Origin of the sequence: Bradyrhizobium sp. 172 (genome assembly GCF_023101065.1) — a bacterium.
Lineage (GTDB): Bacteria > Pseudomonadota > Alphaproteobacteria > Rhizobiales > Xanthobacteraceae > Bradyrhizobium > Bradyrhizobium canariense_D.
Genome location: NZ_CP064701.1, coordinates 5,973,217 through 5,997,371 on the forward strand (window position 1 = coordinate 5,973,217; position 24,155 = coordinate 5,997,371).

Annotated in this window: 22 protein-coding genes; 11 read left to right on the forward strand and 11 right to left on the reverse strand. The window is 64.7% G+C overall.

Translation table 11 applies throughout. The features are described from left to right. Window positions 1-85: 85 nt before the first annotated feature. The 4 genes from IVB07_RS28715 to IVB07_RS28730 form a co-directional block, all read right to left on the reverse strand. Window positions 86-1,594: a glycosyltransferase family 39 protein gene (locus tag IVB07_RS28715; RefSeq protein ID WP_018454909.1), complete on the reverse strand. Its 1,509-nt coding sequence runs from the start codon at window positions 1,592-1,594 to the stop codon at window positions 86-88. A gap of 98 nt (window positions 1,595-1,692) precedes the next feature. Then, the gene (locus IVB07_RS28720) at window positions 1,693-2,550 is read right to left on the reverse strand and encodes a ribonuclease HII (RefSeq protein ID WP_026232841.1); all 858 of its coding nucleotides are present in this window, start codon (window positions 2,548-2,550) and stop codon (window positions 1,693-1,695) included. Window positions 2,551-2,627: 77 nt separating this feature from the next. Continuing rightward, window positions 2,628-3,083: a VOC family protein gene (locus IVB07_RS28725; protein ID WP_018454911.1), complete on the reverse strand. Its 456-nt coding sequence runs from the start codon at window positions 3,081-3,083 to the stop codon at window positions 2,628-2,630. A gap of 23 nt (window positions 3,084-3,106) precedes the next feature. After that, complete coding sequence (locus IVB07_RS28730) at window positions 3,107-4,270, reverse strand: PA0069 family radical SAM protein (RefSeq protein WP_247766784.1); 1,164 nt, start codon at window positions 4,268-4,270, stop codon at window positions 3,107-3,109. Window positions 4,271-4,481: 211 nt separating this feature from the next. Here IVB07_RS28730 and IVB07_RS28735 point away from each other — a divergent pair, with 211 nt between their 5' ends. The 4 genes from IVB07_RS28735 to IVB07_RS28750 all read left to right on the forward strand — a co-directional run bounded on the left by IVB07_RS28735 (window position 4,482) and on the right by IVB07_RS28750 (window position 9,993). Next, window positions 4,482-6,896 (forward strand): phosphoketolase family protein, encoded by a 2,415-nt coding sequence (locus IVB07_RS28735; protein WP_039799262.1) that lies wholly within the window; start codon window positions 4,482-4,484, stop codon window positions 6,894-6,896. A gap of 8 nt (window positions 6,897-6,904) precedes the next feature. After that, window positions 6,905-8,089 (forward strand): acetate/propionate family kinase, encoded by a 1,185-nt coding sequence (locus tag IVB07_RS28740; RefSeq protein WP_018454914.1) that lies wholly within the window; start codon window positions 6,905-6,907, stop codon window positions 8,087-8,089. A gap of 338 nt (window positions 8,090-8,427) precedes the next feature. Then, a complete protein-coding gene (locus IVB07_RS28745; protein WP_018454915.1) occupies window positions 8,428-9,003 on the forward strand; it encodes a glycosyl transferase in 576 nt (191 codons plus the stop codon). A gap of 63 nt (window positions 9,004-9,066) precedes the next feature. After that, window positions 9,067-9,993 carry a helix-turn-helix domain-containing GNAT family N-acetyltransferase gene (locus IVB07_RS28750; protein WP_018454916.1) on the forward strand — a complete coding sequence of 309 codons (927 nt, stop codon included), beginning with the start codon at window positions 9,067-9,069 and terminating at the stop codon, window positions 9,991-9,993. 244 nt (window positions 9,994-10,237) lie between these two features. On the opposite strand, the gene moaB is transcribed toward IVB07_RS28750, so the two are convergent. Then, a complete protein-coding gene (gene moaB / locus IVB07_RS28755) occupies window positions 10,238-10,801 on the reverse strand; it encodes a molybdenum cofactor biosynthesis protein B (protein WP_018454917.1) in 564 nt (187 codons plus the stop codon). 134 nt (window positions 10,802-10,935) lie between these two features. Beyond that, entirely contained in the window at window positions 10,936-11,871 is a 936-nt protein-coding gene (locus IVB07_RS28760) for a neutral zinc metallopeptidase (protein ID WP_018454918.1), read from the reverse strand. A 400-nt stretch (window positions 11,872-12,271) separates the two neighbouring features. Here IVB07_RS28760 and IVB07_RS28765 point away from each other — a divergent pair, with 400 nt between their 5' ends. The 3 genes from IVB07_RS28765 (at window position 12,272) to IVB07_RS28775 (ending at window position 14,669) form a co-directional block, all read left to right on the forward strand. Continuing rightward, window positions 12,272-13,402 (forward strand): site-specific DNA-methyltransferase, encoded by a 1,131-nt coding sequence (locus IVB07_RS28765; protein ID WP_026232842.1) that lies wholly within the window; start codon window positions 12,272-12,274, stop codon window positions 13,400-13,402. A 121-nt stretch (window positions 13,403-13,523) separates the two neighbouring features. Beyond that, window positions 13,524-13,850, forward strand: a complete 327-nt coding sequence (locus tag IVB07_RS28770) for a hypothetical protein (RefSeq protein WP_018454920.1) — start codon at window positions 13,524-13,526, stop codon at window positions 13,848-13,850. A 132-nt stretch (window positions 13,851-13,982) separates the two neighbouring features. Next, window positions 13,983-14,669: a glutathione S-transferase family protein gene (locus tag IVB07_RS28775; RefSeq protein WP_018454921.1), complete on the forward strand. Its 687-nt coding sequence runs from the start codon at window positions 13,983-13,985 to the stop codon at window positions 14,667-14,669. A 59-nt stretch (window positions 14,670-14,728) separates the two neighbouring features. Here IVB07_RS28775 and IVB07_RS28780 read toward each other — a convergent pair whose 3' ends face one another. Both IVB07_RS28780 and IVB07_RS28785 read right to left on the reverse strand, forming a co-directional pair. Then, on the reverse strand, window positions 14,729-16,738 hold the full coding sequence (locus tag IVB07_RS28780) for a methyl-accepting chemotaxis protein (protein WP_026232843.1): 2,010 nt from the start codon (window positions 16,736-16,738) through the stop codon (window positions 14,729-14,731). 340 nt (window positions 16,739-17,078) lie between these two features. Then, complete coding sequence (locus IVB07_RS28785) at window positions 17,079-17,522, reverse strand: nuclear transport factor 2 family protein (RefSeq protein WP_018454923.1); 444 nt, start codon at window positions 17,520-17,522, stop codon at window positions 17,079-17,081. A gap of 90 nt (window positions 17,523-17,612) precedes the next feature. Between IVB07_RS28785 and IVB07_RS28790 the strand changes: the two genes are divergently transcribed. After that, entirely contained in the window at window positions 17,613-18,533 is a 921-nt protein-coding gene (locus IVB07_RS28790) for a LysR family transcriptional regulator (protein ID WP_018454924.1), read from the forward strand. A 199-nt stretch (window positions 18,534-18,732) separates the two neighbouring features. Here the strand turns inward: IVB07_RS28790 and IVB07_RS28795 are convergent, their stop codons facing one another. After that, entirely contained in the window at window positions 18,733-19,353 is a 621-nt protein-coding gene (locus IVB07_RS28795) for a glutathione S-transferase family protein (RefSeq protein WP_026232844.1), read from the reverse strand. A 128-nt stretch (window positions 19,354-19,481) separates the two neighbouring features. Here IVB07_RS28795 and IVB07_RS28800 point away from each other — a divergent pair, with 128 nt between their 5' ends. Beyond that, window positions 19,482-20,759 (forward strand): flavin-dependent oxidoreductase, encoded by a 1,278-nt coding sequence (locus IVB07_RS28800; protein ID WP_018454926.1) that lies wholly within the window; start codon window positions 19,482-19,484, stop codon window positions 20,757-20,759. Window positions 20,760-20,965: 206 nt separating this feature from the next. Here IVB07_RS28800 and IVB07_RS28805 read toward each other — a convergent pair whose 3' ends face one another. Both IVB07_RS28805 and mutY read right to left on the reverse strand, forming a co-directional pair. Further along, complete coding sequence (locus tag IVB07_RS28805) at window positions 20,966-21,388, reverse strand: PaaI family thioesterase (RefSeq protein ID WP_018454927.1); 423 nt, start codon at window positions 21,386-21,388, stop codon at window positions 20,966-20,968. Window positions 21,389-21,440: 52 nt separating this feature from the next. Next, a complete protein-coding gene (mutY, locus tag IVB07_RS28810; protein WP_018454928.1) occupies window positions 21,441-22,556 on the reverse strand; it encodes an A/G-specific adenine glycosylase in 1,116 nt (371 codons plus the stop codon). Between the two features lie 122 nt (window positions 22,557-22,678). Here mutY and IVB07_RS28815 point away from each other — a divergent pair, with 122 nt between their 5' ends. Then, the gene (locus IVB07_RS28815; protein WP_018454929.1) at window positions 22,679-23,173 is read left to right on the forward strand and encodes a DciA family protein; all 495 of its coding nucleotides are present in this window, start codon (window positions 22,679-22,681) and stop codon (window positions 23,171-23,173) included. 126 nt (window positions 23,174-23,299) lie between these two features. Beyond that, window positions 23,300-23,974, forward strand: a complete 675-nt coding sequence (locus IVB07_RS28820; RefSeq protein ID WP_018454930.1) for a DsbA family protein — start codon at window positions 23,300-23,302, stop codon at window positions 23,972-23,974. Window positions 23,975-24,155 lie beyond the last annotated feature (181 nt).

Consider the following 24,155-nt stretch of genomic DNA (forward strand, 5'->3'; position numbering starts at 1 on the left):
AAGCAATCCAGAATCTTTCCGCGGAGGGGCTGTGGATTGCTTCGTCGCAAGGGCTCCTCGCAATGACCACCGAAAGAGCGAGCAACTAAGTCCCCTTCGGCCGCACGATGGCCCAGCCGATGCGCAGGAGTTGCTGGCGTCCGGTCACCAGCCATTCGAAGGCGCGCGGGACTTCCGGCACGATGCCGGGAAAGCGCGCGAGGATGTCCGGCGGCGGCGTGCCGGCGGTATCGGAAGCGCGCCAGACCACGACGCCGCCGGTCTCGCTGAATTTGGCCTGATTGATCCAGGGTGTACGCGCGGGCTCGGCATCGATGAAGAGATGCGGCCGGCCGGAATGCAGCGTGATCAAGCTCGCAAGCTGGGTCTCGCCGGCGACCGCGCGCAGGCGATGATTGGTGCGGCGGGCAAAGCTCTCGTCGAAGAAGTCCGAAATCGCGCGGGCCGGCATCGAGGTCGCGATCTCGTTGGCACCGGTCCACGGCAGCAGCAGGACGGCGAGCACGACGCCGATTGCGGGCGCCACGACGGCAGCCGCCCAGACCATCCGCAGCATCCTCGCGCGGCGCATCGCGATGAGATCGCCGGCCCCCACGACCACGGCAAGCCCCGACAACACCAGCACGACGCCGGCGCCGCCGACGACGGCGTCGAGGCCCAGCAGGCCGGAGATCAGCACCGCGCCGAGCGCCGGCGCCAGCGCGAAGAAATAGACGAAATTACGTGCGAGCGGCTCGACCGGCGGGCGGTAGATGATCGGCGCCTCCTCGCTCTTGGGCACGAACAGGCCGGTGTTGAGGACGGTCAGCGCCGGGATCGCCGCCGCACCGAGCAGGAGCCCCCCGAGCAGCCAGGCCGCGTGCAGCGCACGGGCATTGAGCTGGGCGACCTCAGGCAGGGCCGGCAGGACGAGCGCCTCGGCGCGCGTCAGCCAGACGGCATAGGGCAATGCCAGCACGGCGACGACCACCAGCGCAAACAGCGGGTCGAAGGCACGCAACGTGCGGCGGCCGTCCGCGGTTGCGAGCGCGAAGACGACGATCAGCAGCAGCAGGAAGATCGCAGCCGGCGTCGTCAACAGCAAGAGGCCGGCCTCGATCGACCAGGCAAACCAGGCGTTGCCGCGGCGCTGTCCGATGATCTGCCAGGAATGCAGCAGCAGCAGCGCCCAGAGCGGTCGCGCCAGCACCAGAGGGCCGAAGTCGAGTGTGGGCGAGGAGAAGGCCAGCAGCGTCATGGTCAGCAGCACGGCCAGCACTGCCTGCTGGGGGCCGACCACCGCGCGGGACAGATGATAGAGCGTGATCAACGTCGCGATCCCGCAGAGTTCGGCCAGCACGTAGACACCGAACAGGTGGCCGCCGGCAGCGCGATAGGCGATGTCGGCGAGCCAGACCGGCAAGGGCGGCCCGAGATCGGTGCCGACCTGGTATTCGCGGCCGAAGGCCAGCAGGGTCGCGAGACTGCCGGGCGGGCTGCGATAAAACACGAGCGCCACGAACAGCCACATCGCGGCCTGGAGCAGCACGGCGATCCAGACGATCAGCCGCGGCCGCGCGCGAATGAGCTCGATGACCAGGGAGGTAAACCGCATGTAACGTCCGAAAGATGCAGCCAACCCGTGAAGCCGGCCCTATTCGCTCACGACTGTTTTGATAAAGGGCGTGACGCGTCGTGGCAACTGAGTCTCGTCTAGAGATTTGCCGACGCGTCGACTTCCAGGCTCGCGTCCACCTGCAGCTGGATCTCGGTCACCGCAAACAGATCCTGCGCCGGCTCGACCGTCCAGGGCATGTGCTTGGCGCGTGCGGCGGCGACGGGGGCGAAGAAGCTGCGGTGGTGGACGGTGGGACCGAGGCGGTTGAGCGCGTCGAGGTGCTCGGGCACGGCGTAGCCCTTATGCTGCTCGAAACCGTAGCCGGGACAGTCCTGCGCCAACGCGCACATCAGGCGGTCCCGCGTTACCTTGGCGATGATCGAGGCCGCTGCGATCGACAGGACGATGCCGTCGCCGCCGATCACGGCCTCGCAATCGCATTCCGTGTCGAGCCGGTCGCGGCCGTCGACGAAGACGTGCCGCGGCTGCTGGGGCAGCGCCACCACGGCGCGCTTCAGCGCCCACAGCGAGGCGCGCAGGATGTTGTCGCGGTCGATGCGGGAGCGCGAGGCGACGGCCACCGAGACCTGGGCGGTCGCGCAGATCTTGCCGAACAGCCTTTCGCGCTCCTCGGCCGTCAGGCGCTTGGAATCGTCGATGCCGCGCGGGATGCGGTCGGGATCGAGAATCACCGCCGCCGCCACCACCGGACCGGCCAGTGGCCCCCGGCCCGCCTCATCGCAGCCCGCTACCGGCCAAACGCCGCACTTGATCAGCGCGCGCTCACGGCGGAAGCTTGGGGCAACGATGATGGCGCTCTTTGTGCCGGCCAGCGCCTTGGCGATTTTTTTGGGCGCAGCTTTCTTGTTCTCAGGCGCAGCCTTCTCGTTCTTAGGCGCAGCCTTTTTGGGCGCGCCTTTGGCCGGCTTCTTGGCGGATTGATCCCGAATCATGGCCGGGATCGTGCGCAAGCGGCATGGCCTGCGCAATCGGGAACCTCGAACAATTCCCGTTATTCAAGCCAGCCGCCCTATTCCGCCAGATGCACCCGCCGGTCCTCGCCGACGTCGATGCCGGGCGCGACCACGACCTCCCAGGGATGGCCGTCAGGATCGGCGAAATAGCCGGAATAGCCGCCGTAGTCGGTCTCATGTGCTGCCTTCAGCAACGCGGCTCCCTTGCTGACGGCGAAGACCAGCACCGCATCCACCTCCTCACGCGCGCGGCAATTCCAGGCGAGCGTCATGCCGCGGAACGTCGATGGCCTCGGATGATCAGGCAATTTGGCGTCGACCGCGAGTTGATCCCAGGGAAACAACGCGAGCACCGGACCGCCGGTGTCATAGAACGCAACGGTCTCGCCGGTTACCTTGAGCCGGCGCGAGAAACCGAGCGCGTCGTAAAAGGCAATGCTGGCGCGGATGTCGTTCACGCCCAGCGTGATGACGGTCAGCCGCGGGATAGGAGCTGGCGGTTCCTTACTCATAGACGCCTCTCTCACTTCGTCCCTCAGAACAGGCTGAGCTGATCGCCGTTCCGCTTCGGCTTGGCAAAATGATCCGTCGTCAGCTTGGCGCGCCGTTTGTTCAGCCCGACCCTGTCGCAAGCGATCTCGAAGCGGCGGCCGATGGTCCAGGCCATCGGGCCGGTGCCCTTCATGCGCTCGCCCCATTTCGCATCGTAGTCACGGCCGCCGCGCATGTCGCGGATCAGCGTGAAGACGTGGCGATACCGGTCCGGATAGTTCGCCATCAGCCATTCCCGAAAGAGATCGCGCACCTCGAGCGGCAACCGCAGCAACACGTAGGAGGCCTCCTTGACGCCGGCATGGGCGGCGGCATCCAGGATGCGCTCGATCTCGGAATCGTTCAGCGCGGGGATCACGGGCGCGACCATGACGGTGGTCGGAATGCCAGCCTCGGAAAGCTGCTTCAGTGCCTCCAGCCGCTTCGGCGGCGTGGACGCCCGCGGCTCCATGGTGCGCGCTAGTTTCGGATCGAGCGAGGTCACGGAGATCCCGACCTTGGCGAGGTTGCGTTTGGCCATTCGCGCGAGAATGTCGATGTCGCGCACGACCAGCGCCGACTTGGTGACGATCCCGACGGGATGGCCGGCGCGCTCCAGCACCTCCAGAATGCCGCGCATGATTTTGCGCTCGCGCTCGATCGGCTGATAGGGATCGGTGTTGGTGCCGATCGCGATCATCCGCGGCTCGTAGCCCGGCGCCGCAAGCTCCTTCTCGAGCAACGCCGGCGCCTCGGGCTTCACGAACAGCTTCGACTCAAAGTCGAGCCCCGGCGACAGGCCGAGATAGGCATGCGTCGGCCGCGCGAAGCAATAGACGCAGCCGTGCTCGCAACCGCGGTAGGGATTGATCGAACGATCGAAGCCGATGTCGGGAGATTCGTTGCGGGTGATCACCTTGCGCGAGGTGTCGATCCCGACCGTGGTCTTGAACGGGGGCAGTTCTTCAAGGCTCTGCCAGCCATCGTCGAATGCGACGCGCGCCTCGGCCTCAAACCGGCCGCTGGCGTTGGACTGCGCGCCCCGGCCTCGCCTGCGCTGGCGGTCGATGGCGACCGCCAGCTCAGGGAAGTCAGAAGGCGCACCCGCCGGCTCGGAGGGCGCCGTGACCGGCGGGTGCTTGAGAGCATGAGAGGATGCTGGACTCATGAAGCCAAGATAGCATGTCAAAGGAACAAATCAAGAACACAAACAAAAAACGTGAAAACAACCCCATGCACAGTAGAGCTGCCCAAATTTCGGGCGGGGGTTTTTGATTTCACGCAACACCAGCGTGACCACGATTCCGTTTGATCACGGGAGGGATCGATCGTCGCGGAACATGGTTGATGACGATCGTTGGGTGAAGGTCGGCAAGAACATGACAAATCAACAACAATTGGCCGCAGCGAGCAGCAACCTCGAACTGCTCGACCGCTATTGGCGCGCCGCGAACTATCTCTCCGTCGGGCAAATCTATCTCCTCGACAATCCGCTGCTGCGCGAGCCCTTACGGCCCGAGCACATCAAGCCGCGTTTGCTCGGCCATTGGGGCACGACGCCCGGTTTGAACTTCATTTATGCCCATCTCAACCGCGTCATCCGCGCGCTGGACCTGAACGTGATCTATGTCTGCGGTCCCGGGCACGGCGGCCCCGGCATGGTCGCCAACACCTATCTCGAAGGCAGCTACAGCGAGCTCTATCCCGATATCGCGCGCGATACCGAGGGGTTGCGCAAGCTGTTCAGGCAATTCTCCTTCCCCGGCGGCATCCCGAGTCACGCGGCGCCGGAAACGCCGGGCTCGATCCACGAAGGCGGTGAGCTCGGTTACGCGCTGGTGCATGCCTATGGCGCGGCCTTCGACAATCCCGACCTGATCGTCGCCTGTGTCGTCGGTGACGGCGAGGCCGAGACCGGCCCGCTCGCCGCGTCCTGGCACTCCAACAAATTCCTCAATCCTGCGCATGACGGCGCGGTGCTGCCGATCCTGCATCTCAACGGTTACAAGATTGCCAATCCGACCGTGCTCGGCCGGATGCGCGACGACGAGATCCGCGATCTCTTCCGCGGGCTCGGCCACGAGCCGCTGTTCGTCGAGGGCGACGATCCCAAATTGATGCACCGGGCCATGGCAGACGCGCTCGACGTCGCGCTCGTCAGCATCCGGTCGATCCAGCAGCACGCCCGCGACGGCCGCAAGAGCGTCGAACGCCCGCGCTGGCCGATGATCGTGCTGCGCAGCCCGAAGGGCTGGACCGGCCCCAAGGAAGTCGACGGCAAGAAGGTGGAGGGCTTTTGGCGGGCGCATCAGGTGCCCGTCGCGAACTGTCGCGAGAACCCGGCGCATCTGAAGATTCTCGAAGACTGGATGCGCAGCTACGAGCCGGAAAAGCTGTTCGACGCGAACGGCGCGCTCATTGCCGAGCTCCAGGCGCTCGCGCCCGAAGCCAATCGCCGCATGGGCGCCAATCCGCACGCCAATGGCGGCCTTCTGAAGAAGGAGCTGAAGCTGCCGGACTTCCGCAGTTTCGCCGTCGAAGTAGCGCAGCCGGGCGGCGTCGTGGCGGAGGCAACCCGCGAGCTCGGGAAATTCCTGCGCGACGTCATCCGCCTCAACGCCGATGCCCGCAACTTCCGCATCATGGGCCCGGACGAGACTGCGTCGAACCGGCTCGATGCGGTGTTCGAGGCCACCGAACGCGTCTGGATGGAGCCGACAAAACCTTACGACGTGCATCTCGCCCAGGACGGACGCGTGATGGAAGTCCTGAGCGAGCATCTCTGCCAGGGCTGGTTAGAGGGTTACCTGCTCACGGGCCGGCACGGCTTCTTCTCCTGCTACGAGGCGTTCATCCACATCGTGGATTCCATGTTCAACCAGCACGCCAAATGGCTGAAGGTGACCCGGCATCTGCCGTGGCGGCGACCGATCGCCTCGCTCAACTATCTGCTCACCTCGCATGTCTGGCGTCAGGACCACAACGGCTTCAGCCATCAGGATCCCGGTTTCGTCGATCTCGTCGCCAACAAGAAGGCCGACATCGTCCGCATCTACTTCCCGCCGGATGCCAACACGCTGCTGTGGATCGCCGATCACTGCCTGCGCACCTATGACCGCATCAACGTCATCGTCGCTGGCAAGCAGCCGGCGCCGCAATGGCTGTCGATGCAGGAGGCAGCCACGCATTGCGCCGCCGGCATCGGCATCTGGAGCTGGGCCGGCACGGAAGATGCGAATGGCGAGCCCGATGTCGTGATGGCCTGCGCCGGCGACGTGCCGACACTGGAAACGCTCGCTGCCGTCGACCTGCTGCGCAAGGCGCTGCCCGAGCTGAAGATCCGCGTCGTCAACGTCGTCGACCTCATGACGCTGCAACCCAGGGAGCAGCACCCGCACGGCTTGTCCGACCGCGACTTCGACGGCCTGTTCACGCGCGACAAGCCGGTGATCTTCGCCTATCACGGCTATCCTTATCTGATCCACCGGTTGACCTATAATCGCACCAACCACGCCGGCATGCACGTCCGCGGCTTTGCCGAGGAAGGCACCACGACGACGCCGTTCGACATGGTCGTGCTCAACGAGCTCGACCGCTATCACCTCGCGATCGAGGCGATCGAGCGCGTGCCGGGGCTCGCGACCAGGGCGGCGCAGGTGAAGCAGCAATTCCGCGACAAGCTGATCGAGCATTCGCGCTATGTGCGCGAATACGGCGAGGACATGCCGGAAATCCAGGAATGGGTCTGGCAGAACAGCGCCGGCGGCAACACGCCGGCAGAGGCAGGCGACTGAGGGGAGCCATGTCGAACACGGTTCTCGTTCTCAACTCGGGATCGTCGAGCATCAAATTCGGCCTGTTCGATATCTCGGCGGCCGAGCCCGCCCTGCTCTGCAAGGGCCTGCTTGACGAGCACGAGACGAAGCCGCGGCTCGTCGTGAAGAGTCCCGCGGGCGAAGACCTGTTCGAGAAACGGAGGGAAGCATCGGATGCGGCCAGCGATCATCTGTTCGCCGACGTGCTCGGCTTCATCGAGGATCGTTTCGGCGACCATCGCTTGCGCGCCGTCGGCCATCGCGTCGTCCATGGCGGTCCGGACTATTCCGCTCCGGTCGAGCTGACGGAGGATGTCACCGCAAAGCTGCAAGCGCTGACGCCGCTGGCGCCCCTGCACCAGCCGCGCTGCCTGGCTCCGGTCCGCACTATCACGGCGATCAGGCCCGACCTGACGCAGATCGCCTGCTTCGATACCGCTTTCCACCACGGCATTGCGCCGCCCGCCAGCCGCTTCGCCATTCCGCGACGTTATGAAGAGCGCGGCATCCGGCGCTACGGATTTCATGGCCTCTCGTTCGAATATGTCGCGGGACGGCTCGCCCGAATCGCGCCGCAGCTCGTGGCGAAGCGCACTGTGATCGCGCATCTCGGCAACGGCGCGAGCCTGTGCGGCTTGCGCGACGGCCGCAGCATCGACACCACGATGGGACTGACGCCGCTCGACGGGCTGGTGATGGGCACGCGCTGCGGCAGGCTCGACCCGGGCGTGCTGCTCTATCTGCAACAGCACGAGAAGATGTCGGTCGAAGATGTCCAGCACCTGCTCTACCACGAATCGGGCCTGCTCGGCGTCTCCGGCATCGCGTCGGATATGCGCATGCTGCTTGCGAGCCGCGAAGCTGCGGCGCGGGAGGCGGTCGAGCTCTTCACCTTCCGCGCCGCGCAGGAGGTGGCGGCGATGGCGACAACGCTTGCAGGGCTAGACTGCCTGGTCTTCACCGGCGGCATCGGCGAGCATGCCAGCGAAATCCGCAGCGCGATCGGTGAGCGTCTCGACTGGCTCGGCGTGCGCATCGATGCCGCTGCGAATGATGCGGCGCGCGAGCGCATCAACGATGGCGATAGCGCAGTCGATGTCTTCGTCATTCCAACGAATGAGGAACTGATGATTGCACGACATTGTGCGGCGGTGCTGCGAACAGCGAGTTGACCGGCGTTCATTCGAAGCCCTCGTCAGCAGCGTGGTTGCACGTTTTCCCGTCCTCGCGCTCGTCCGCTATCGCATCCTCCTCTTGCATGATCGCGAACGGCCGGCGCGCCGCGCAATATTGCGGCTCACCTCCGGATTAATACGGACAGGACAGGCTGGGGCGACACATTCGGCAATATCGCCGCCCCGTACGGGACATATTTGGATGCGAGGGCTGCAGCGGTTTACCATCGTCTGCCGAGGCGCGGCCGGAAAGTTGCACTCGGCAGCGCCATGTTTTATGACGCCCTCATAATGAGCTACGCTTCTCCCGAAGTGTGGACAGTGAAGCTTCCATCATGCTGAGCGTCATCATTCCGACCGAAGGCGTCGAGCAGACGGCCGTCGCAACTCTGGCCGCGCTGGTACCCGGTGCCGCCGCAGGCGTCATCCGGGAAGTGCTCCTGGTCGACGGCACCCGCAATGGCGTCATCGAGCGCGTTGCCGACGTCGCGGGCTGCCGTTTCATCGGCTTCGAAGGATCCACTCAAGGCGCCGCGCTCGCCGCCGGCGCACTCCAGGCCCGTTCGTCCTGGCTGATGTTCCTGCCCGCGGGCGCCGTGCTGGAAACCGGCTGGATCGAGGAAACCACCCAGTTCATCCAGTCCGTCTCGACCAGCGGCCGGGATCGTGCGGCCGTCTTCCGCTATGCGCGCTCGCCCTACGCCGATGCCGGCTTCCGCCACATCCTCCGGGCCCTGATGCGCAAGCTCGTCGGTCCCTTCGGCGATCAGGGACTTTTGATCGCGCGTGATCACTACGACCGCATTGGCGGCTACCCGCCCCAAGCCCGCCACTCCGAGGCACGGCTGCTCCGGCGGCTCGGCCGCTCGTCGCGGATCTTGCTGCGCAGCCGGATCGTCATGGTCGGCTGAGGCACGTCGATACTTGCCAAGGTCAAATAATTATTTGACAATGGCAAATATCGGAGGTGACCCATGTCGTTCAATCCTACCGACGACCACATCGCAGCGGTCCGCGCCTTCAACCGCTTCTACACCCGCAAGCTTGGCGTGCTCGACCAGCACCTTGGCAAGAGCCCGTTCTCGCTCAGCGAGGCCCGCGTGCTCTACGAGCTCGCGCAACGGGACGACCTTGCCGCCAAGGAGATCGGCAACGAGCTTGGCCTCGACCCCGGCTATCTCAGCCGGATCGTGCAAAGCTTCGACGAAAAGGGCCTGATCACCCGCAGGGCCCTGCCCGCGGATCGCAGGCAATACCAGCTCAGCCTCACCGCCAAGGGGCGCCAGGCCTTTGCCAAGCTGAACCTGGGCTCGCAAAATGAGGTCGCCGCAATGCTGGCTCAGCTTTCGACCAGCGATGCAACGCGGCTCACGCAGGCTATGGCGACCATCGAGGCCGTGCTGGAGCATCGAAGCCACCCCGCGGCTTTCATGCTGCGCAGCCATCGCGTCGGCGACATGGGCTGGGTCATCTCCCGGCAGGCCGCCGCCTATGCGGCCGACTACAACTGGGATATCAGCTACGAGGCCCTGGTCGCCGAGATCTGCGCACAGTTCATCAAGAACTATGACGCCGCCCGCGAGCACTGCTGGATTGCGGAAGTGGGCGGAGAGCCGGTCGGCTCTATCTTTCTGGTCAAGGCCACGGACCAGATCGCCAAGCTGCGCCTGTTGCAGGTGGAAAAGAAAGCGCGGGGACTCGGTGTCGGCCGCGCGCTGGTCGACCAATGCATCCAGGGTGCGCGCGAGAGGGGCTACAGCAAGATGACGCTGTGGACGCAAAGCATCCTGGTCGCCGCGCGTGGCATCTATCAAAGCGCAGGCTTCAAGCTCGTGAAGAGCGAGCCGCATCACAGCTTCGGGCAGGATCTGCTTGGGGAAACGTGGGAGCGGGATCTGTAGAACTCTCGCAACGAGCGAGAGGCGCATGTATGCGCCCTCGCCCCTTGTGGGAGAGGGCAGCGATGCTGCCAGACGCACACTCACTAGGGCGAGGGGTATGTCTCCGAGCACTCCGTGCCGATAGATACCCAAGCTTCGCTTCGGCATTCTTTAAGGACGGGCGGCCGAAGGCGGCCTATGCCACCTTCCCCGCATCCGCCTTCGCTAAAGCTTCGGCCGACATGAGCGGAGAAGAAATGTCCAACTACACCGTCGCGCCCTGGGCCTTCGGCCGGCGCAGATGCTCGTCCAGCCGTGGCATGATCTCGACGAAATTGCAGGGGCGGGTGCGGTAGTCGAGTTGGGCTTTGAGAATGCCGTCCCAGCCGTCGCGGCAGGCACCGGGCGAACCTGGGAGGCAGAAGATGTAGGTTGCGCCCGCGACGCCGGCCGTGGCGCGGCTCTGGATCGTCGACGTTCCGATCTTGGCGTGGCTCAGCATGTGGAATGAGATCGAGAAACCGTCCATGCGCTTCTCGAACAAGGGCTCGATCGCCTCCGGCGTGACGTCGCGCCCGGTGAAACCGGTGCCGCCGGTGGTGATGACGACGTCGACACCTGCGTCCGCAATCCAGCGGCGGATGACGGTGCGGATCGCCTCGACGTCATCGGTGACGATCTCGCGCGCGGCGAGATGATGGCCGGCAGCGGTGAGACGGTCGGCCAGGGTCTGGCCGGATTTATCATCCGCCAGCGCGCGCGTGTCCGACACGGTGAGCACCGCGATGTTGAGCGGGACGAACTGTTTTGTTTCGTCGATGGAGGTCATTGCAACGCACCTTCTTCACAGACCACTGACGTCATCCTGAGGTGCGCGCTCTTGCGCCCTCGAAGGATGGGCCACGGGCTCGCCATCCTTCGAGGCTCGCCAATTGGCGAGCACCTCAGGATGACGGATAACCCCTACTGTCCGCCCCCAAACGTGTTGCAGGCCTGGACGGTGCCCTGCTGGTAGCCGGTCATGAACCATTGTTTGCGTTGCGCCGCCGAGCCGTGGGTGAAGGAATCGGGCACGACGCGGCCTGTGGACTGGCGCTGCAGCGTGTCGTCGCCGATCGCGCTCGCCGTGGTGAGTGCGGCGTCGATGTCGCCCGGCTCCAGGAAGTTCGGCCGCTTCTTCGCCTCGCGATTGACCCAGACACCGGACAGGCAGTCGGCCTGCAATTCGACCTTCACCTGCAGCGCATTGGCCTCCGCCTTGCTGCCGGCCTGCTGCTGCAGCCGCGTCACGCGCGGAATGATGCCGAGCAGGTTCTGGATGTGATGGCCGGCCTCATGGGCGATGATGTAGGCGGTGGTGAAGTTACAGGCCGACTTGCCGGAGCAGCCGCGAAAACGCGTCTCGACCTCTCGGAAGAAACCGGTGTCGAGGAAGATGGTCCTGTCGGGCGGACAATAGAACGGTCCCATCGCCGACTCCGCCCGGCCGCAGCGCCCGCCATTGGTGACGTTGCGGAACAGCACGACCTTTGGACCGGTAAAGGACTGGCCGGAGGCCTGGAAGATCTCGCTCCAGCGATCGTCGATCTCGCCGAGGATGCCGGAGATCATGCTGCCCATCTCGTCTGTCGGCGCGCCGCGCTTGCCGTTGGACGACGATTGGCGATCGGTCTGGTAGGACGGCGCCTGGCCGCCGCCGGTGAGTATCTCGGCGCCGCCGATCAGGATGCGCGGATCGATGCCGAAGGCGTAGCCGACCAGGCCGAGCACGATGATGGTACCGATCCCAAGCCCGCCGCCGCCCATGGGGAGGCCGAACCCGCCTCCTCCACCGCCGCCGCCACCATCGTCGCGACGATCCTCGATGTCGTCGCTGCGGCGGAAATCATCGTAGCGCATGGCGGCTTCCCTCGGTCCTAGCTCAATTCGGCGCGAAAGCGCGAAAGCTCAACGCGCCACATACGTTTCCGTTGCGTTAATCAATATCCCGCTCGGCAATTATTGCCTAGTGCGACAGCATGGCAATGCCAGCAATTTTTTCCGGGCATCGAGCAATTTTTTCCGAGAGGAATTTTGAGTCTTTTTGCGCTCCGATCACAGCCGCAACGCGAAGAAACGCGAAATACACTGCAAAACATGGAGAATGCGCGGAGCGAGCCGCGTGCAAGGCGCGATGTGAGGGCTGTTCACGAAAGCCACGGGTTAAGTCGATTTTTACTTTGCCGCTTCAATGTAACGGTCAGTCGGTTGTTTGGTCCCGCGTCGCCGACAGCGTCGCCTGAGTCAGAGTTCTTGAGTCATGGTAGAGTCGCGTCGCGGGGCGTCTGCAAAGGCGCCCCGCACAAATTTTGAGTCTCCTTCGCACAGCATCGTCCTCGGCGATTGCGTCGCCGAGATGTCGAAGCTTCAGGCTGGTTCGGTCGACCTGGTGTTCGCCGATCCACCCTACAATCTCCAGCTTAAGGGCGATCTCAAGCGCCCCGACGAATCTCATGTCGATGCGGTCGACGACGACTGGGACAAGTTCGATTCGTTCTCCGCCTATGACGATTTCACCCGCGCCTGGCTGCTCGCCGCCCGCCGCGCGATGAAGCCGTCGGCGACGATCTGGGTGATCGGCTCCTATCACAACATCTTCCGCGTCGGCGCGATCATGCAGGACCTCGGCTTCTGGCTGCTGAACGACATCGTCTGGCGCAAGACCAACCCGATGCCGAATTTCCGCGGCCGCCGCTTCACCAATGCGCACGAGACCATGATCTGGGCCGCGCGGGACGAGAAGGCCAAGGGCTACACGTTCAACTACGAGGCGCTGAAGGCCGCCAACGAGGACGTGCAGGCACGGTCCGACTGGCTGATCCCGCTTTGCACCGGCGAGGAGCGCCTCAAGGGCGCCGACGGCAAGAAAGTGCACCCGACGCAGAAACCGGAAGGCCTGCTGGCGCGCGTGCTGCTGTCGTCCTCCAAACCCGGCGATCTCGTGATCGATCCCTTCAATGGCACCGGCACCACCGGCGCGGTCGCAAAGCGCCTCGGCCGCTCCTATATCGGCTTCGAGCGCAACAAGACCTATGCGAAAGCGGCCGAAGCGCGCATCGCCGCGATCGAGCCGCTTCCGGAGGCAAGCCTCGCCCCGTTCATGACGGCGCGCGAAGCGCCGCGTGTGGCGTTCTCCGAGCTGATCGAGCGTGGCATGATCATGCCCGGCACCAAGCTGTTCGACGCGAAGAAGAAACTCGGCGCGCTGGTGCGTGCCGACGGCGCCATCATGTTCGGCGACAAGGTCGGCTCCATCCACCGCATGGGCGCAGTGGCGCAGGGCGCGCAAGCCTGCAACGGCTGGACCTTCTGGCACATCGAGACCAAGAAGGGCCTTAAGCTGATCGACGAGCTGCGCGCCGAGATCCGCGCCGGCATGGCGGCGGGGTAGCCTTCCTTTCGTCGTCCCGGAGCGCGCCTCCTGGCGCGGCCCCGGAATGACGAGACTGGTTGAATACAGCGGCCGGCGGGACTAGATTGACCGCCTACGCCCCGTCTTGATCGGTCGAGCCATGCGACGACAGTCCGAGACATTGCTGCTGGTGCCGCTGCTGCCGATCTTTCTGGTCGGCATGTTTCCGATGTTCCTGATCGCGCTGCTGGGATTTTTCGGCCTCGCCTTGTTCGGCGTGCTCGTGGTCTGTGTCGGGCTCGCCAGCAGCAACGAGGCCCACGACAGCTTCAATCACGACGTCATCGTTCACGGCTACGCGCGCGGATCGGAGCGCGCGGCGCGGGCCTCCGACATGCATATCGCTACCCGGCTCGGGTTGCGCCTGGAGGTCGTGGGCGCGGCCATGGTCATTACGGCGGCGATCGGCCTTTGTTACGCCGGCTGATCTGCGTGACGCGCAGACGCCGCCCGGCAAACTCGCCGGTTGCCCTCCCCGATAAGGTTCAGGCAAGACAAGGCCGCTTGCGGACATGTTGCTGACTCCACTCTCAGCCAACAAACACAGGGGAGATGCCCGATGCTCAAATTCTATTTCAACGGTTCGCCGAACCCGACCAAGGTCGCGCTTTATCTCGAAGAGGCCGGCCTGCCCTTCGAGCCGGTGAAGATCGACACCCGCACGGGCGAGCAGTTCACGCCGGACTACCTGAAGATCAATCCGAACGGCAAGGTGCCGGCGATCGACGACAACGGCACCATCGTGTTCGATTCCAACGCCATCCTGCTGTATCTCGCCGAGAAGACCGGCAAATTCCTGCCGGCCGCCAATGTTCGCGGCGAGATGCTGTCATGGCTGATGTTCGTCGCCACCGGCGTCGGGCCGTATTCGGGCCAGGCCGTGCACTTCAAGCATTTTGCGCCGAAAGACCAGAACCACGACTACGCGCATAACCGCTATCAGTTCGAGACCGATCGCCATTACAAGATTCTCGACGGCCACCTCAAAGGCCGCCGCTACATGGTCGGCGACAGCTATTCGATCGTCGACATGGCGCTGTGGGGTTGGGCGCGGATGGTGCCGTTCAAGCTCGGCGACGATGCCTTCGCGCGATACCCGAACGTCAAGCGGCTGGTGGACGAGGTCACGGCGCGGCCCGCGGCGGCGCGCGCGATCGCGCTGAAGGACAAGTTCACCTTCAAGGCGGAGATGGACGACGAGGCCCGCAGCAACATGTTCAAGCACATGACGACGAAAGTCGCCTGATCGTCTCAGGTCACAATGCGAGGCCACGCGCGTGCGCGTGGCCTTTTGCTTCTTGAGGCTCAGGCGGCGTGGGCCGAGTTCAGGAAGTTGGCGACTTCCTGCTTCAAGCGGTTGCTGTCGGCCGACAGCGAGCGTGCCGCCGAGAGCACCTGCGAAGACGCCGAGCCGGTCTCGGACGCCCCGCGCTGCACGTCGCCGATGTTGGACGACACGAGTTGCGTGCCTTGGGCCGCCTGCTGGACGTTGCGGGAGATCTCCCGCGTCGCCGCACCCTGCTCCTCCACGGCGGCGGCGACCGTCGACGAGATCTCCGACAGCCGCTCGATGGTGCCGCTGATTTCCCTGATCGAGCCGACCGACTCCTCCGTCGCAGCCTGGATGCCCGAGACCTGCTGGGCGATCTCACCGGTGGCCCTCGCGGTCTGCTCGGCGAGCGCCTTGACCTCCGAGGCGACTACGGCGAAGCCGCGGCCGGCTTCACCCGCGCGCGCCGCCTCGATGGTGGCGTTCAGCGCCAGGAGGTTGGTTTGGCCGGCGATGGTGCTGATCAACTCGACCACGTCGCCGATGCGGGCTGCAGCCTTGGAGAGCTCGCTGACGCGCGCGTTGGTCTTGCTTACCTGACCGACGGCTTCGCCCGCTATGCGCGCCGATTCCTGCACCTGGCGCGCGATCTCCGTCACCGAGGAGGACAACTCCTCGGTCGCGGAGGCGACCGCCTGCACATTGGCCGAGGCTTCCTGGGAGGCGGATTGCACTTCGGTGGAGAGATCCTGAGCGCGCCTCGCGGTCGCGGTCAGGGTGCCGGCCGAGCCCTCGAGCTCGTGCGATGCCGAGGATACGGTATCGACGATCTCGCCCACCGCCTGCTCGAACTGACTGGCGAGCCGGGCCATGTCGGCCTTGCGGCTCTCGGCCTGCCGGGCCTCGGTTGCGGTCTGCTCTTGGCGCAGCCGTTCGGTCTCGATCATGTTTGTCTTGAAGACGTCGATCGCCTTGGCCATGTCGCCGATCTCGTCGACCTTGCCGCGCGAGGGGATCTCGACGGCGAGATTGCCGCCGGCAAGCAGCCCCATTGCGCGCGTCATCGAGGTCAGCGGCCGCACGATGCTGCGGGCGGTCAGGAAGGCGACGATCAGTCCGAACAGGACGGCGAGGCCGCCCGCGATCTCCTGCAGCGAGGTCGTGCCGTCGATCACAGCATCGGCCGCGGTGCGCGAATCATTGTAATCCGTCTTCAAGGCGGTTTCCGCGACCTTGAGCTTGGCTATGCTGGCGGAGATGAGCGGTGCGAGATCCTTGTGGTAGATCTCGTCGGACCGCAGCATCGCCGCAGAGGTGGTTTCGAACGCGGATTTGTAGATACCAAGGGCGGTCTTCACAGGCGTCAGAGACGAGCGAAGGTCCGCCGCCTGCGGGCTCCTTTCGACGGCCGCCAGCCGCTGCACCGCCCTGTCGACATTGGTTCTGAAGGCGGTGGGCCCGTTGGCGTCGCGCAGAGCGAGGAAGCGCCAGTTCGCGATTCGAACCAGCAGGACCCGGGACTCGAGGTCCGCGACGAGCGACACCGTGTCGTCGTCGGCGGCGGCACGGGCCACATCGACCAGCTTGGCCATCTTGACGGTCAGCTCTTCGCCACTCGGCAACAGCGTCGCCTTGCCGGTCCGCGCCTCGTTGACGGCGTCGCCGAGACTGTCGCGCAGGCTTTTCATTTTGGCGATGTCGGCGATCAGATCGTCGTAGAGCTTCCGCCGCTCCTCCGAGAGGGTGCCCTTTGCTCCCAGCTGCAACAGCCCGGTCGCCGCGGCCTCTCGCTCGGCAGCCTCCCGCATCGCAGGCTCGTTGGCGTCGTAAATGTAGCGCAGATTGGCCCGCTGGATGGCCTGAAGATGGGTCGATATCTCCAGGACGCGCGCCGTGCTGTCCGACAACGCGGAGAGTTTTGCGACCTGATCCTGGACGGATCGCAAATTCCAGATGGCGACCACCGCCATCACAAGACCAACCGCCACCAAGGCCATGAAACCTGCGTACAGGCGTCCCCTGATCCGCAAACGAAAACTCGGCATTCCCACTGTCCACCCAGATGCATGTCAATTCGAGCGGCCGGCCTAATCCGGCGATCGTCACCGGCCACTCTGGCAGCCGCGCGTCGCGTTGTTCGCGACCCACGCTGCACCGCGACACAATGGGGGACACTCGTTAATTGAACCTTCAAATTTTTCGCGCGCGCATCCGTCGGATGGTACAACATCTGCTGATTTTATCGGCAGGTGAGCAAGGTTTTAGCGAGAAGCCCGCAGCGGCATGCAGGCCGCTGCAGCTGGTCCGGCCTGCGCCAGACCAACACGCTCCTCGCCGACCGCGGCGGACGGCACCGGTCGACGGAGGCGACGCTGCTCGATCCGCTCAGCTCGCGGCCCTCACGGCCGTTTGTGGAAACGGACCAAGGGCCTTCTCGGTCAGCACCGAGTCGCAATATTCCCGGATCTCCTTGATCTTGCCGTCCTCGAGACGAAACACGAGACAATAGTCGTTGTCGTAGCGCACGCCTTCTGGCGTGACATTGTCGCCCTTTGCTTCGATGACGACGATATCGCCGTCGGCGATGAAGCGATGAGCGACCGTCCGCGTCCGGTCGACAAGGCGGGTCCGCACATAGCCGTGCAGATCGTTGAGGATCGCCTGTTTGCCCGAAAAGGTGCGCGACCAGGAATACTGGCCGGTCACGATCCATTTGGCGTCGTCGGCAAGACTTTCGGTGAACAAGCCACGGTCGCGCGCAGCCGGATCGGGGCTGGCGGCGGCTGCAAAGATATCCTGCATCAGTTTCTTGTTGGCGCTCGCGCTCATGGCGGCATCTCCTTTGGTGAGAACACGGAAATCATCGCCGCCGGTGCTAAATTCTTCAAATCGATAGTGGATATGATATCTATTCGCCTCATGAATTTGAATTCGCTCGACCTCAATCTCCTGACCGCGCTCGACGCGCTGCTGCGCGAGGCCAGCGTCAGCCGCGCCGCATTGCGGATCGGGCTGTCGCAGCCGGCGGCGAGTCATGCGCTCCAGCGTCTGCGCGACATCCTTGGCGATCCGCTCTTGGTACGCACAGGCGCGCGGATGGAGTTGACGCCGCGGGCGCAAGCCTTGCGCGCGCCGCTGGCGCAGGCGCTCGACCAGGTGCGCGGGCTGTTCGTATCGGATGAATTCGATGCGGCGCGCAGCGAGCGGCAATTCCGACTGATGATGCCGGACCTCGCGGTCGAGCTGTTGATGCCGCCCTTGATGGAAAAGGTGACGCAGGCCGCCCCCAACGTCCGCATCGACGTGGTGCCGTGGCGAGGACCGGCGATTTTCCACGCCGAGTTCGCCCGCACCATCGATCTCGTGATCTCGATCGGCAACGCCTTCAAGGGATTTCACCGCCAGTTGCTCTACACCGACAGCGACGCGCTGGCGGTGCGGCGCGGCCACCCCATGACCACGAAGCTGAAGCGGCGCGAGACGTTCCTGGCCGCGCGCCATGTCGGCGTGATCATCCGCGGCCAGCCGGAGGACCTCATCGACACTTGGCTGGGCACCAAGGGCATAGACCGGCATATCGCTCTCGTCGTCCCGGGTTATCTCGAAGCGCTGCACGTCGCCGCCCGTACCGACCTCGTCGCCTTCGTGCCGCGCCGGTTGATCGCGGCGCTGTCCAAGCAGCTCGGCCTCGTCACGGTGACGCCGCCGCTCGACCCCGGCATCGATGAGCAGTTCATGTTCTACCCGACCCGCGCCCAGATGGATCCGGGCTCGATCTGGTTGCGGCGGCTAATGCTGGAGACGGGACGGGATTTGGAGAAGAAAGGGCGCGCTGGATAGGACGCAACTTCAAAGCAAATGGTGTCGTCCCGGACAAGCGCAGCGAAGCGGAGCGCCGATCCGGGACCCATAACCACAGGACGTGGTTTGGCGAAGACTCGTGATTGTCAGCTTGCGTCACAACTTCTCCCTGTGGTTATGGGTCCCGGGTCTGCGCTGACGCTTGCCCGGCACGACAGGGGAATATATTGCCGCGCTCCTACGCCTTCTGCGCGTCCATCACCTTGCGCACGGCGGGGCGGTCGGACATGCGCTTGAAATGGTCGGCGATCTTGGGCGTCGCGTTGATGTCGACGCTGTCGCCTTCGAGCCAGGTCGACAGGGTGTAAAGATAAGGATCGCAGATCGTGTATTGCTCGCCCATCACCCACGGCCCCTTGTACATCTTCTGCTCGATCAGGGCGAAGCAGGCGCCCATGGTCTTCGGGATCATCGCCTTCATGTCGGCGAACGAGCTCTCTTCGCTCGCCCAGCGTGCGCCGCGCATCTTGTGGGCATGGTTGATGTGCACGGTCGAGCAGAGGTAGGAGTTGAACGACTGGACCTGGGCGAAGTCGAAGGGATCGTCGAGCGGCGCGAGCTTCGCCTTGGGGAAGGTCTGCGCGAGATAGGCGAGCATCGCCGGGGTCTCGGTCAAAACGCCGCGATCGGTCACCAGCGCGGGGACGCGGCCTTTCGGGTTGATCGCGAGGTACTCCACGCTGTTCTGCTGGTTGTCCTTGAAGCTCAGCCGCTCCGCCGCGTAGTCGGCGCCGGCTTCTTCCAGGGTGATGTAGGTGGCGAGCGCGCAGGTGCCGGTGGCGTAGTAGAGCTTGAGCATGTCGGACCTCATGGGAAAGCCGGAAGGTAACGGCTGCGGGCCCCGAGGTCCATAGCACGAACCTCTCTTCGCAGTTGCCCACCGGCGCCCGGCTGTGCCAAGACGCCCCGAGTTGGAGGGGCTTTCCCATGACCGTACTCATCGCCGGTGGCGGCATCGGCGGGCTGACGCTTGCGCTCAGCCTGCACGGAGTCGGCGTTCCCGTGAAAGTGTTCGAGAGCGCCGCCGAACTGCGGCCGCTCGGTGTCGGCATCAACGTGCTGCCGCACGCGGTGCGCGAGCTGATCGAGCTCGGGCTGATGGACAAGCTCGATGCCAGGGGCGTGCGCACCCGCGAGCTTGCCTATTTCTCCAAGCACGGCAAGCCGATCTGGAGCGAGCCGCGCGGGCTGGAGGCCGGCTATAAATGGCCGCAGTTTTCGATCCATCGCGGCACGCTCCAGCAATTGCTGCTCGACACCGCCATCGAGCGCCTCGGCCGCGACAACATCCTCACCAGCCATCATCTGACCGGCTGGAGCGAAACCGCCGACGGCGTGCGCGCCGATTTCGTCGACAAGGCCACCGGCAAGGCCGCGGGGACTTACGACGGCACGATCCTGATCGCCGCGGACGGCATCCATTCCGCCGCGCGAGAAAAACTCTATCCCGACGAAGGCCCGCCGATCTGGAACGGCCGCATCCTGTGGCGCGGCGTCACGCCCGCAAAAGCCTTCCTCAGCGGCCGCACCATGATCATGGCCGGTCACGAGATCCTGAAATTCGTCTGCTATCCGATCTCGAAGGAACTGGACGCCGCGGGCAACCATCTGATCAACTGGGTTGCCGAGCGCCACATGCCGCCGACCTATCAATGGCGGCGCGAGGACTATAACCGCACCGCGCGGCTGGAGGAGTTCTTACCCTGGTTCGAGAGCTGGCAGTTCGACTGGCTCGACGTGCCCGGCCTGATCAAGAACTGCCCGCACGCCTATGAATATCCGCTGGTCGACCGCGATCCGGTATCGCAATGGACTTTCGGCCGCGTCACGCTGATGGGCGACGCCGCACATCCAATGTATCCGATCGGATCCAACGGCGCCTCGCAGGCGATCCTCGATGCGCGCACCATCACGCGCGAGATCCTGGCGCACGGCCCGACGCAAGCGGCCCTGCTCGCCTATGAGGCCGAGCGGCGGCCTGCAACCACCAGTCTCGTCCTGCTCAACCGCAAGAACGGCCCCGAGCAGGTGATGCAGCTGGTCGAGGAGCGCGCGCCCGACGGCTACAAGGTCGTCACTGACGTGCTGTCGCAACAGGAGCTCGAGGATGTTGCCGCCAATTACAAGCGCGTCGCCGGCTTCCAGGTGGAAGCGCTGAATGCGAAGCCGCCGATCGTGAGCAAGGACGCGCGCGCGACGAAATGAGTATTCGCACGAAGCGAGACGCACGTTGATGCGCCCTCGCCCCTTGCGGGAGAGGGCAGCGACGCCGCTAGACGCAAGCTCACTCGGGTGAGAGGTCTGTCTCCGCGAGTCTAACTCTCATTTGAACTCGCCGAGACAAACCCCTCATCCGGCGCTTCGCGCCACCTTCTCCCGCAAGGGGAGAAGGAAAAAAGACTGCGCGGCAGCTATTTGCCCACCACCCTCGCCGCCTCCAGCAGCCGCTCGCTCGCCGTCGCCGTCGCCAGCAGCGTTCCGTCCTCTGCCATCAGCTTTGCCTCGACGAACGCAATCGTCTTGCCGAGCTGCGTCACCTTGGCCTCGCCGATGATCGGTCCGGGCTTTGCGGGCGCCAGGAAATTCACGGTCATGCTGATGGTGGTGGTGTAGAGCCTGCCCTCGCTCATCACCAGCACGGCGGGGCCCATCGTGTCGTCGAGCATGGCCGAGAGCATGCCGCCCTGGATGAAGCCGGCCGGATTGCAGAACTCCGGCTTGCCGTCGAAGGCGAGCTTGATCCAGCCTTCCCTGGGTCGGGCATCGAGCAGGCGCCACCCCAATAGCTCGGCACAGGGCGGCCTGGGAAAGTTGTCGAGCGCGGTCTTGATCATGCGAGCCTCCGTTGCCTACCACAGCTAACGCAGGCCTGCTGCCAGCATTTTGTCAGCAGGATGGGCTGCTAGGGTCCAATCCATGCGCAATCACCTTACGCATGACGTTGGGCAATGCTTCATCGGCGAGCGTGGCGATCGGCACCCAGCGCATGCTGGCGGGTGCCCGCGTCCGCGCTTCCACCCTCGCCGTGTAGACCACCAGTTCCAGCGGAAAATGCGTGAAGACGTGGGTGACCACGCCGACCTTGCGCTGCCAGCGCGACAGCCCCTTCAACTCGGGCGCCTGCCGTTTTGCCTTGGCGTCGTCCTGCCCGGCCAGCCAGTCCGACCCCGGTACTTCGGTCATGCCGCCGAGCAACCCCTTTTCGGGACGGGTGCGGACGAGAAGCTCGTCGCCGCGCGTGACAACGAAAGCGGCGCCGCGCCGTAGCGCGCCGCTCTTCTTCGCGGCCTTGCGCGGAAACGTGTCCTGCGTTCCCAGCGCGCGCGCCGTGCAGCCCTCGTTCAGCGGGCATAGCGAGCAGGCCGGCTTTTTCGGCGTGCAGATCGAGGCGCCCAGATCCATCAGCGCCTGCGCGCTATCACCGGCGCGAGAATCGGCAAGCAGCGTCGCAGCCAACTCCTGAATCAGCGGCTTGGCCTGCGGGAGCTCTTCCTCAACTGCAAAGAGCCGCGAGACCACGCGCTCGATATTGCCGTCGACCGGCATGGTGCGTCGATCGAACGCTATCGCCGCGATCGCTGCCGCCGTATAGGGCCCGACGCCCGGCAGCGCGCGCAGACGCACTTCGGTGTCGGGAAAGGTGCCGCCATGCTCGCGCGTCACCGCGACCGCGCAGGCATGGAGATTACGGGCGCGAGAATAATAGCCCAGCCCGGCCCACATCCGCAGCACGTCCTCCTGCGAGGCCCGTCCGAGCGCGGTGACATCAGGCCAGCGCGAGACGAATTTTTCGAAATAGGGCCCGACCGCCTTCACTGTGGTCTGCTGCAGCATGATCTCGGACAGCCAGACGCGGTAAGGGTCGGATGCTTCGCCGGGCGGAGCCCGCCAGGGTAATCGGCGGCGGTGGCGGTCATACCATTGGAGCAGCGCGAGCGGACGCGATGGGGTCTCCGGCGGAACTGGTTCCGATTTCGCCTTGAGGGCGGATTTGGGGCTCATGTCCGCACTGTAACGGCAATGCGTCGATCTCTCCACGTCGTGCCCACGCATGTCGCGGGCATCCACGTTTTTCTTCGCGGTGAAGAGCCTGCGGCCGACGCCCCGGAGTGCTATAAGGTCCCATGTCCAAGCTTCGACCCATCAAACCCGGTCCCATCAGCGCCAAGCCGCTATCGCTCCTGCTCAACGACGTCTTTGCCGAGGCCTATGCCAAGCAGGGATTTGCCGCGCGCGAGCTGGTGACGCGATGGGCGCAGATTGCCGGGCCGGAGATCGCGGCGCACGCCGAGCCGCTCAAGATGCAATGGCCGCGGCCGGTCGAGGGTCAGCCGCAGGAGCCGGCGACGCTGGTGCTGCGGGTCGAGGGGCCGATGGCGCTCGAGATCCAGCACTCCGCCGATGTGATCCTGCAGCGGGTCAACCGCTTCTTCGGCTGGAGCGCGGTCGGCAAGCTGGCCTTTCGCCAGGCTCCGCTATCACGCGCCCGCCGGCCGACCCGGCCCGGCCCGCCGGACGCCAAATCGGTGGCCGAGGTGGCTGAGCGCCTGGGCGATATCGAAGATGAACAATTGAAGTCGGCGCTGGCGCGCCTCGGGGCCGCCATCAAGCGAAATTGAGCCTTATTCTGCGGCCAAACTGGACCTGTCCTTGCCGCTCGCCATTGCCTCAAACGACGTTTCAAGCTAGCGACAGGCCGTCTGAATGGGAATTCGGGCGAGACCACGCCAATCCGGGAGCCGACCTTGATCATCACCCGCCGCGCCTTCACCTCGATGCTGTCGCTGACCGGGCTTGCCGCGCTCGCCGGGTTCTCTCCGCTGCGATTCATCTCCGATGCCATGATCCCTGAAGCCATGGCGCAGGCAGCGGCTGGTGACGTGGCCAAACCGGTGTCGCTGCCCGACATGGCGCTGGGCCCGAAGGACGCCGCCGTCACCATCACCGAATACGCCTCGATGACCTGCCCGCATTGCGCGGCCTTCAATGAGCAAGTGTTTCCCAAGATCAAGTCGGAATACATCGACACCGGCAAGGTGCGTTACGTCTTCCGCGAGTTCCCGCTCGACATCAAAGCCGCCGCCGGCTCGATGCTGTCGCGCTGCATCGCCAATGGCGACGCGCCGAAATACTTTGCCGTCACCGACATGCTGTTCCGCCAGCAGAACGATTGGGTCGTGAAGAACACCACGGAGACCCTGACGCGGATCGGCAAGCAGGCCGGTCTCACCCAGCAGCAGGTCGAGGCCTGCCTGAAGGACCAGGCGCTGCTCGACAAGATCGCCGCCGACCAGAAATATGCCAGCGACGTTCTGAAGGTCGATTCGACGCCGACGTTCTTCGTCAACGGCGAGAAGATCAAGGGCGAGACCTCGTTCGAGGAATTCGCCAAGAAGATCAATCCGCTGCTCAAGAGCTGATTCGCACGGCGCAATCCTGATTCGCATCTCGATAGCCGTATCTTTCCCGGCATAAATCCCTTGGGAAAAGCGGCTTTCGCCGGTTGCCCTCGCAGCGCACCGCGGCCATTGTCCAGCCGCATGAGGCGCCTCGCGCGACTCGCCCGGATACCGACATTGCCTTCCATGGTATTGTCCCGGC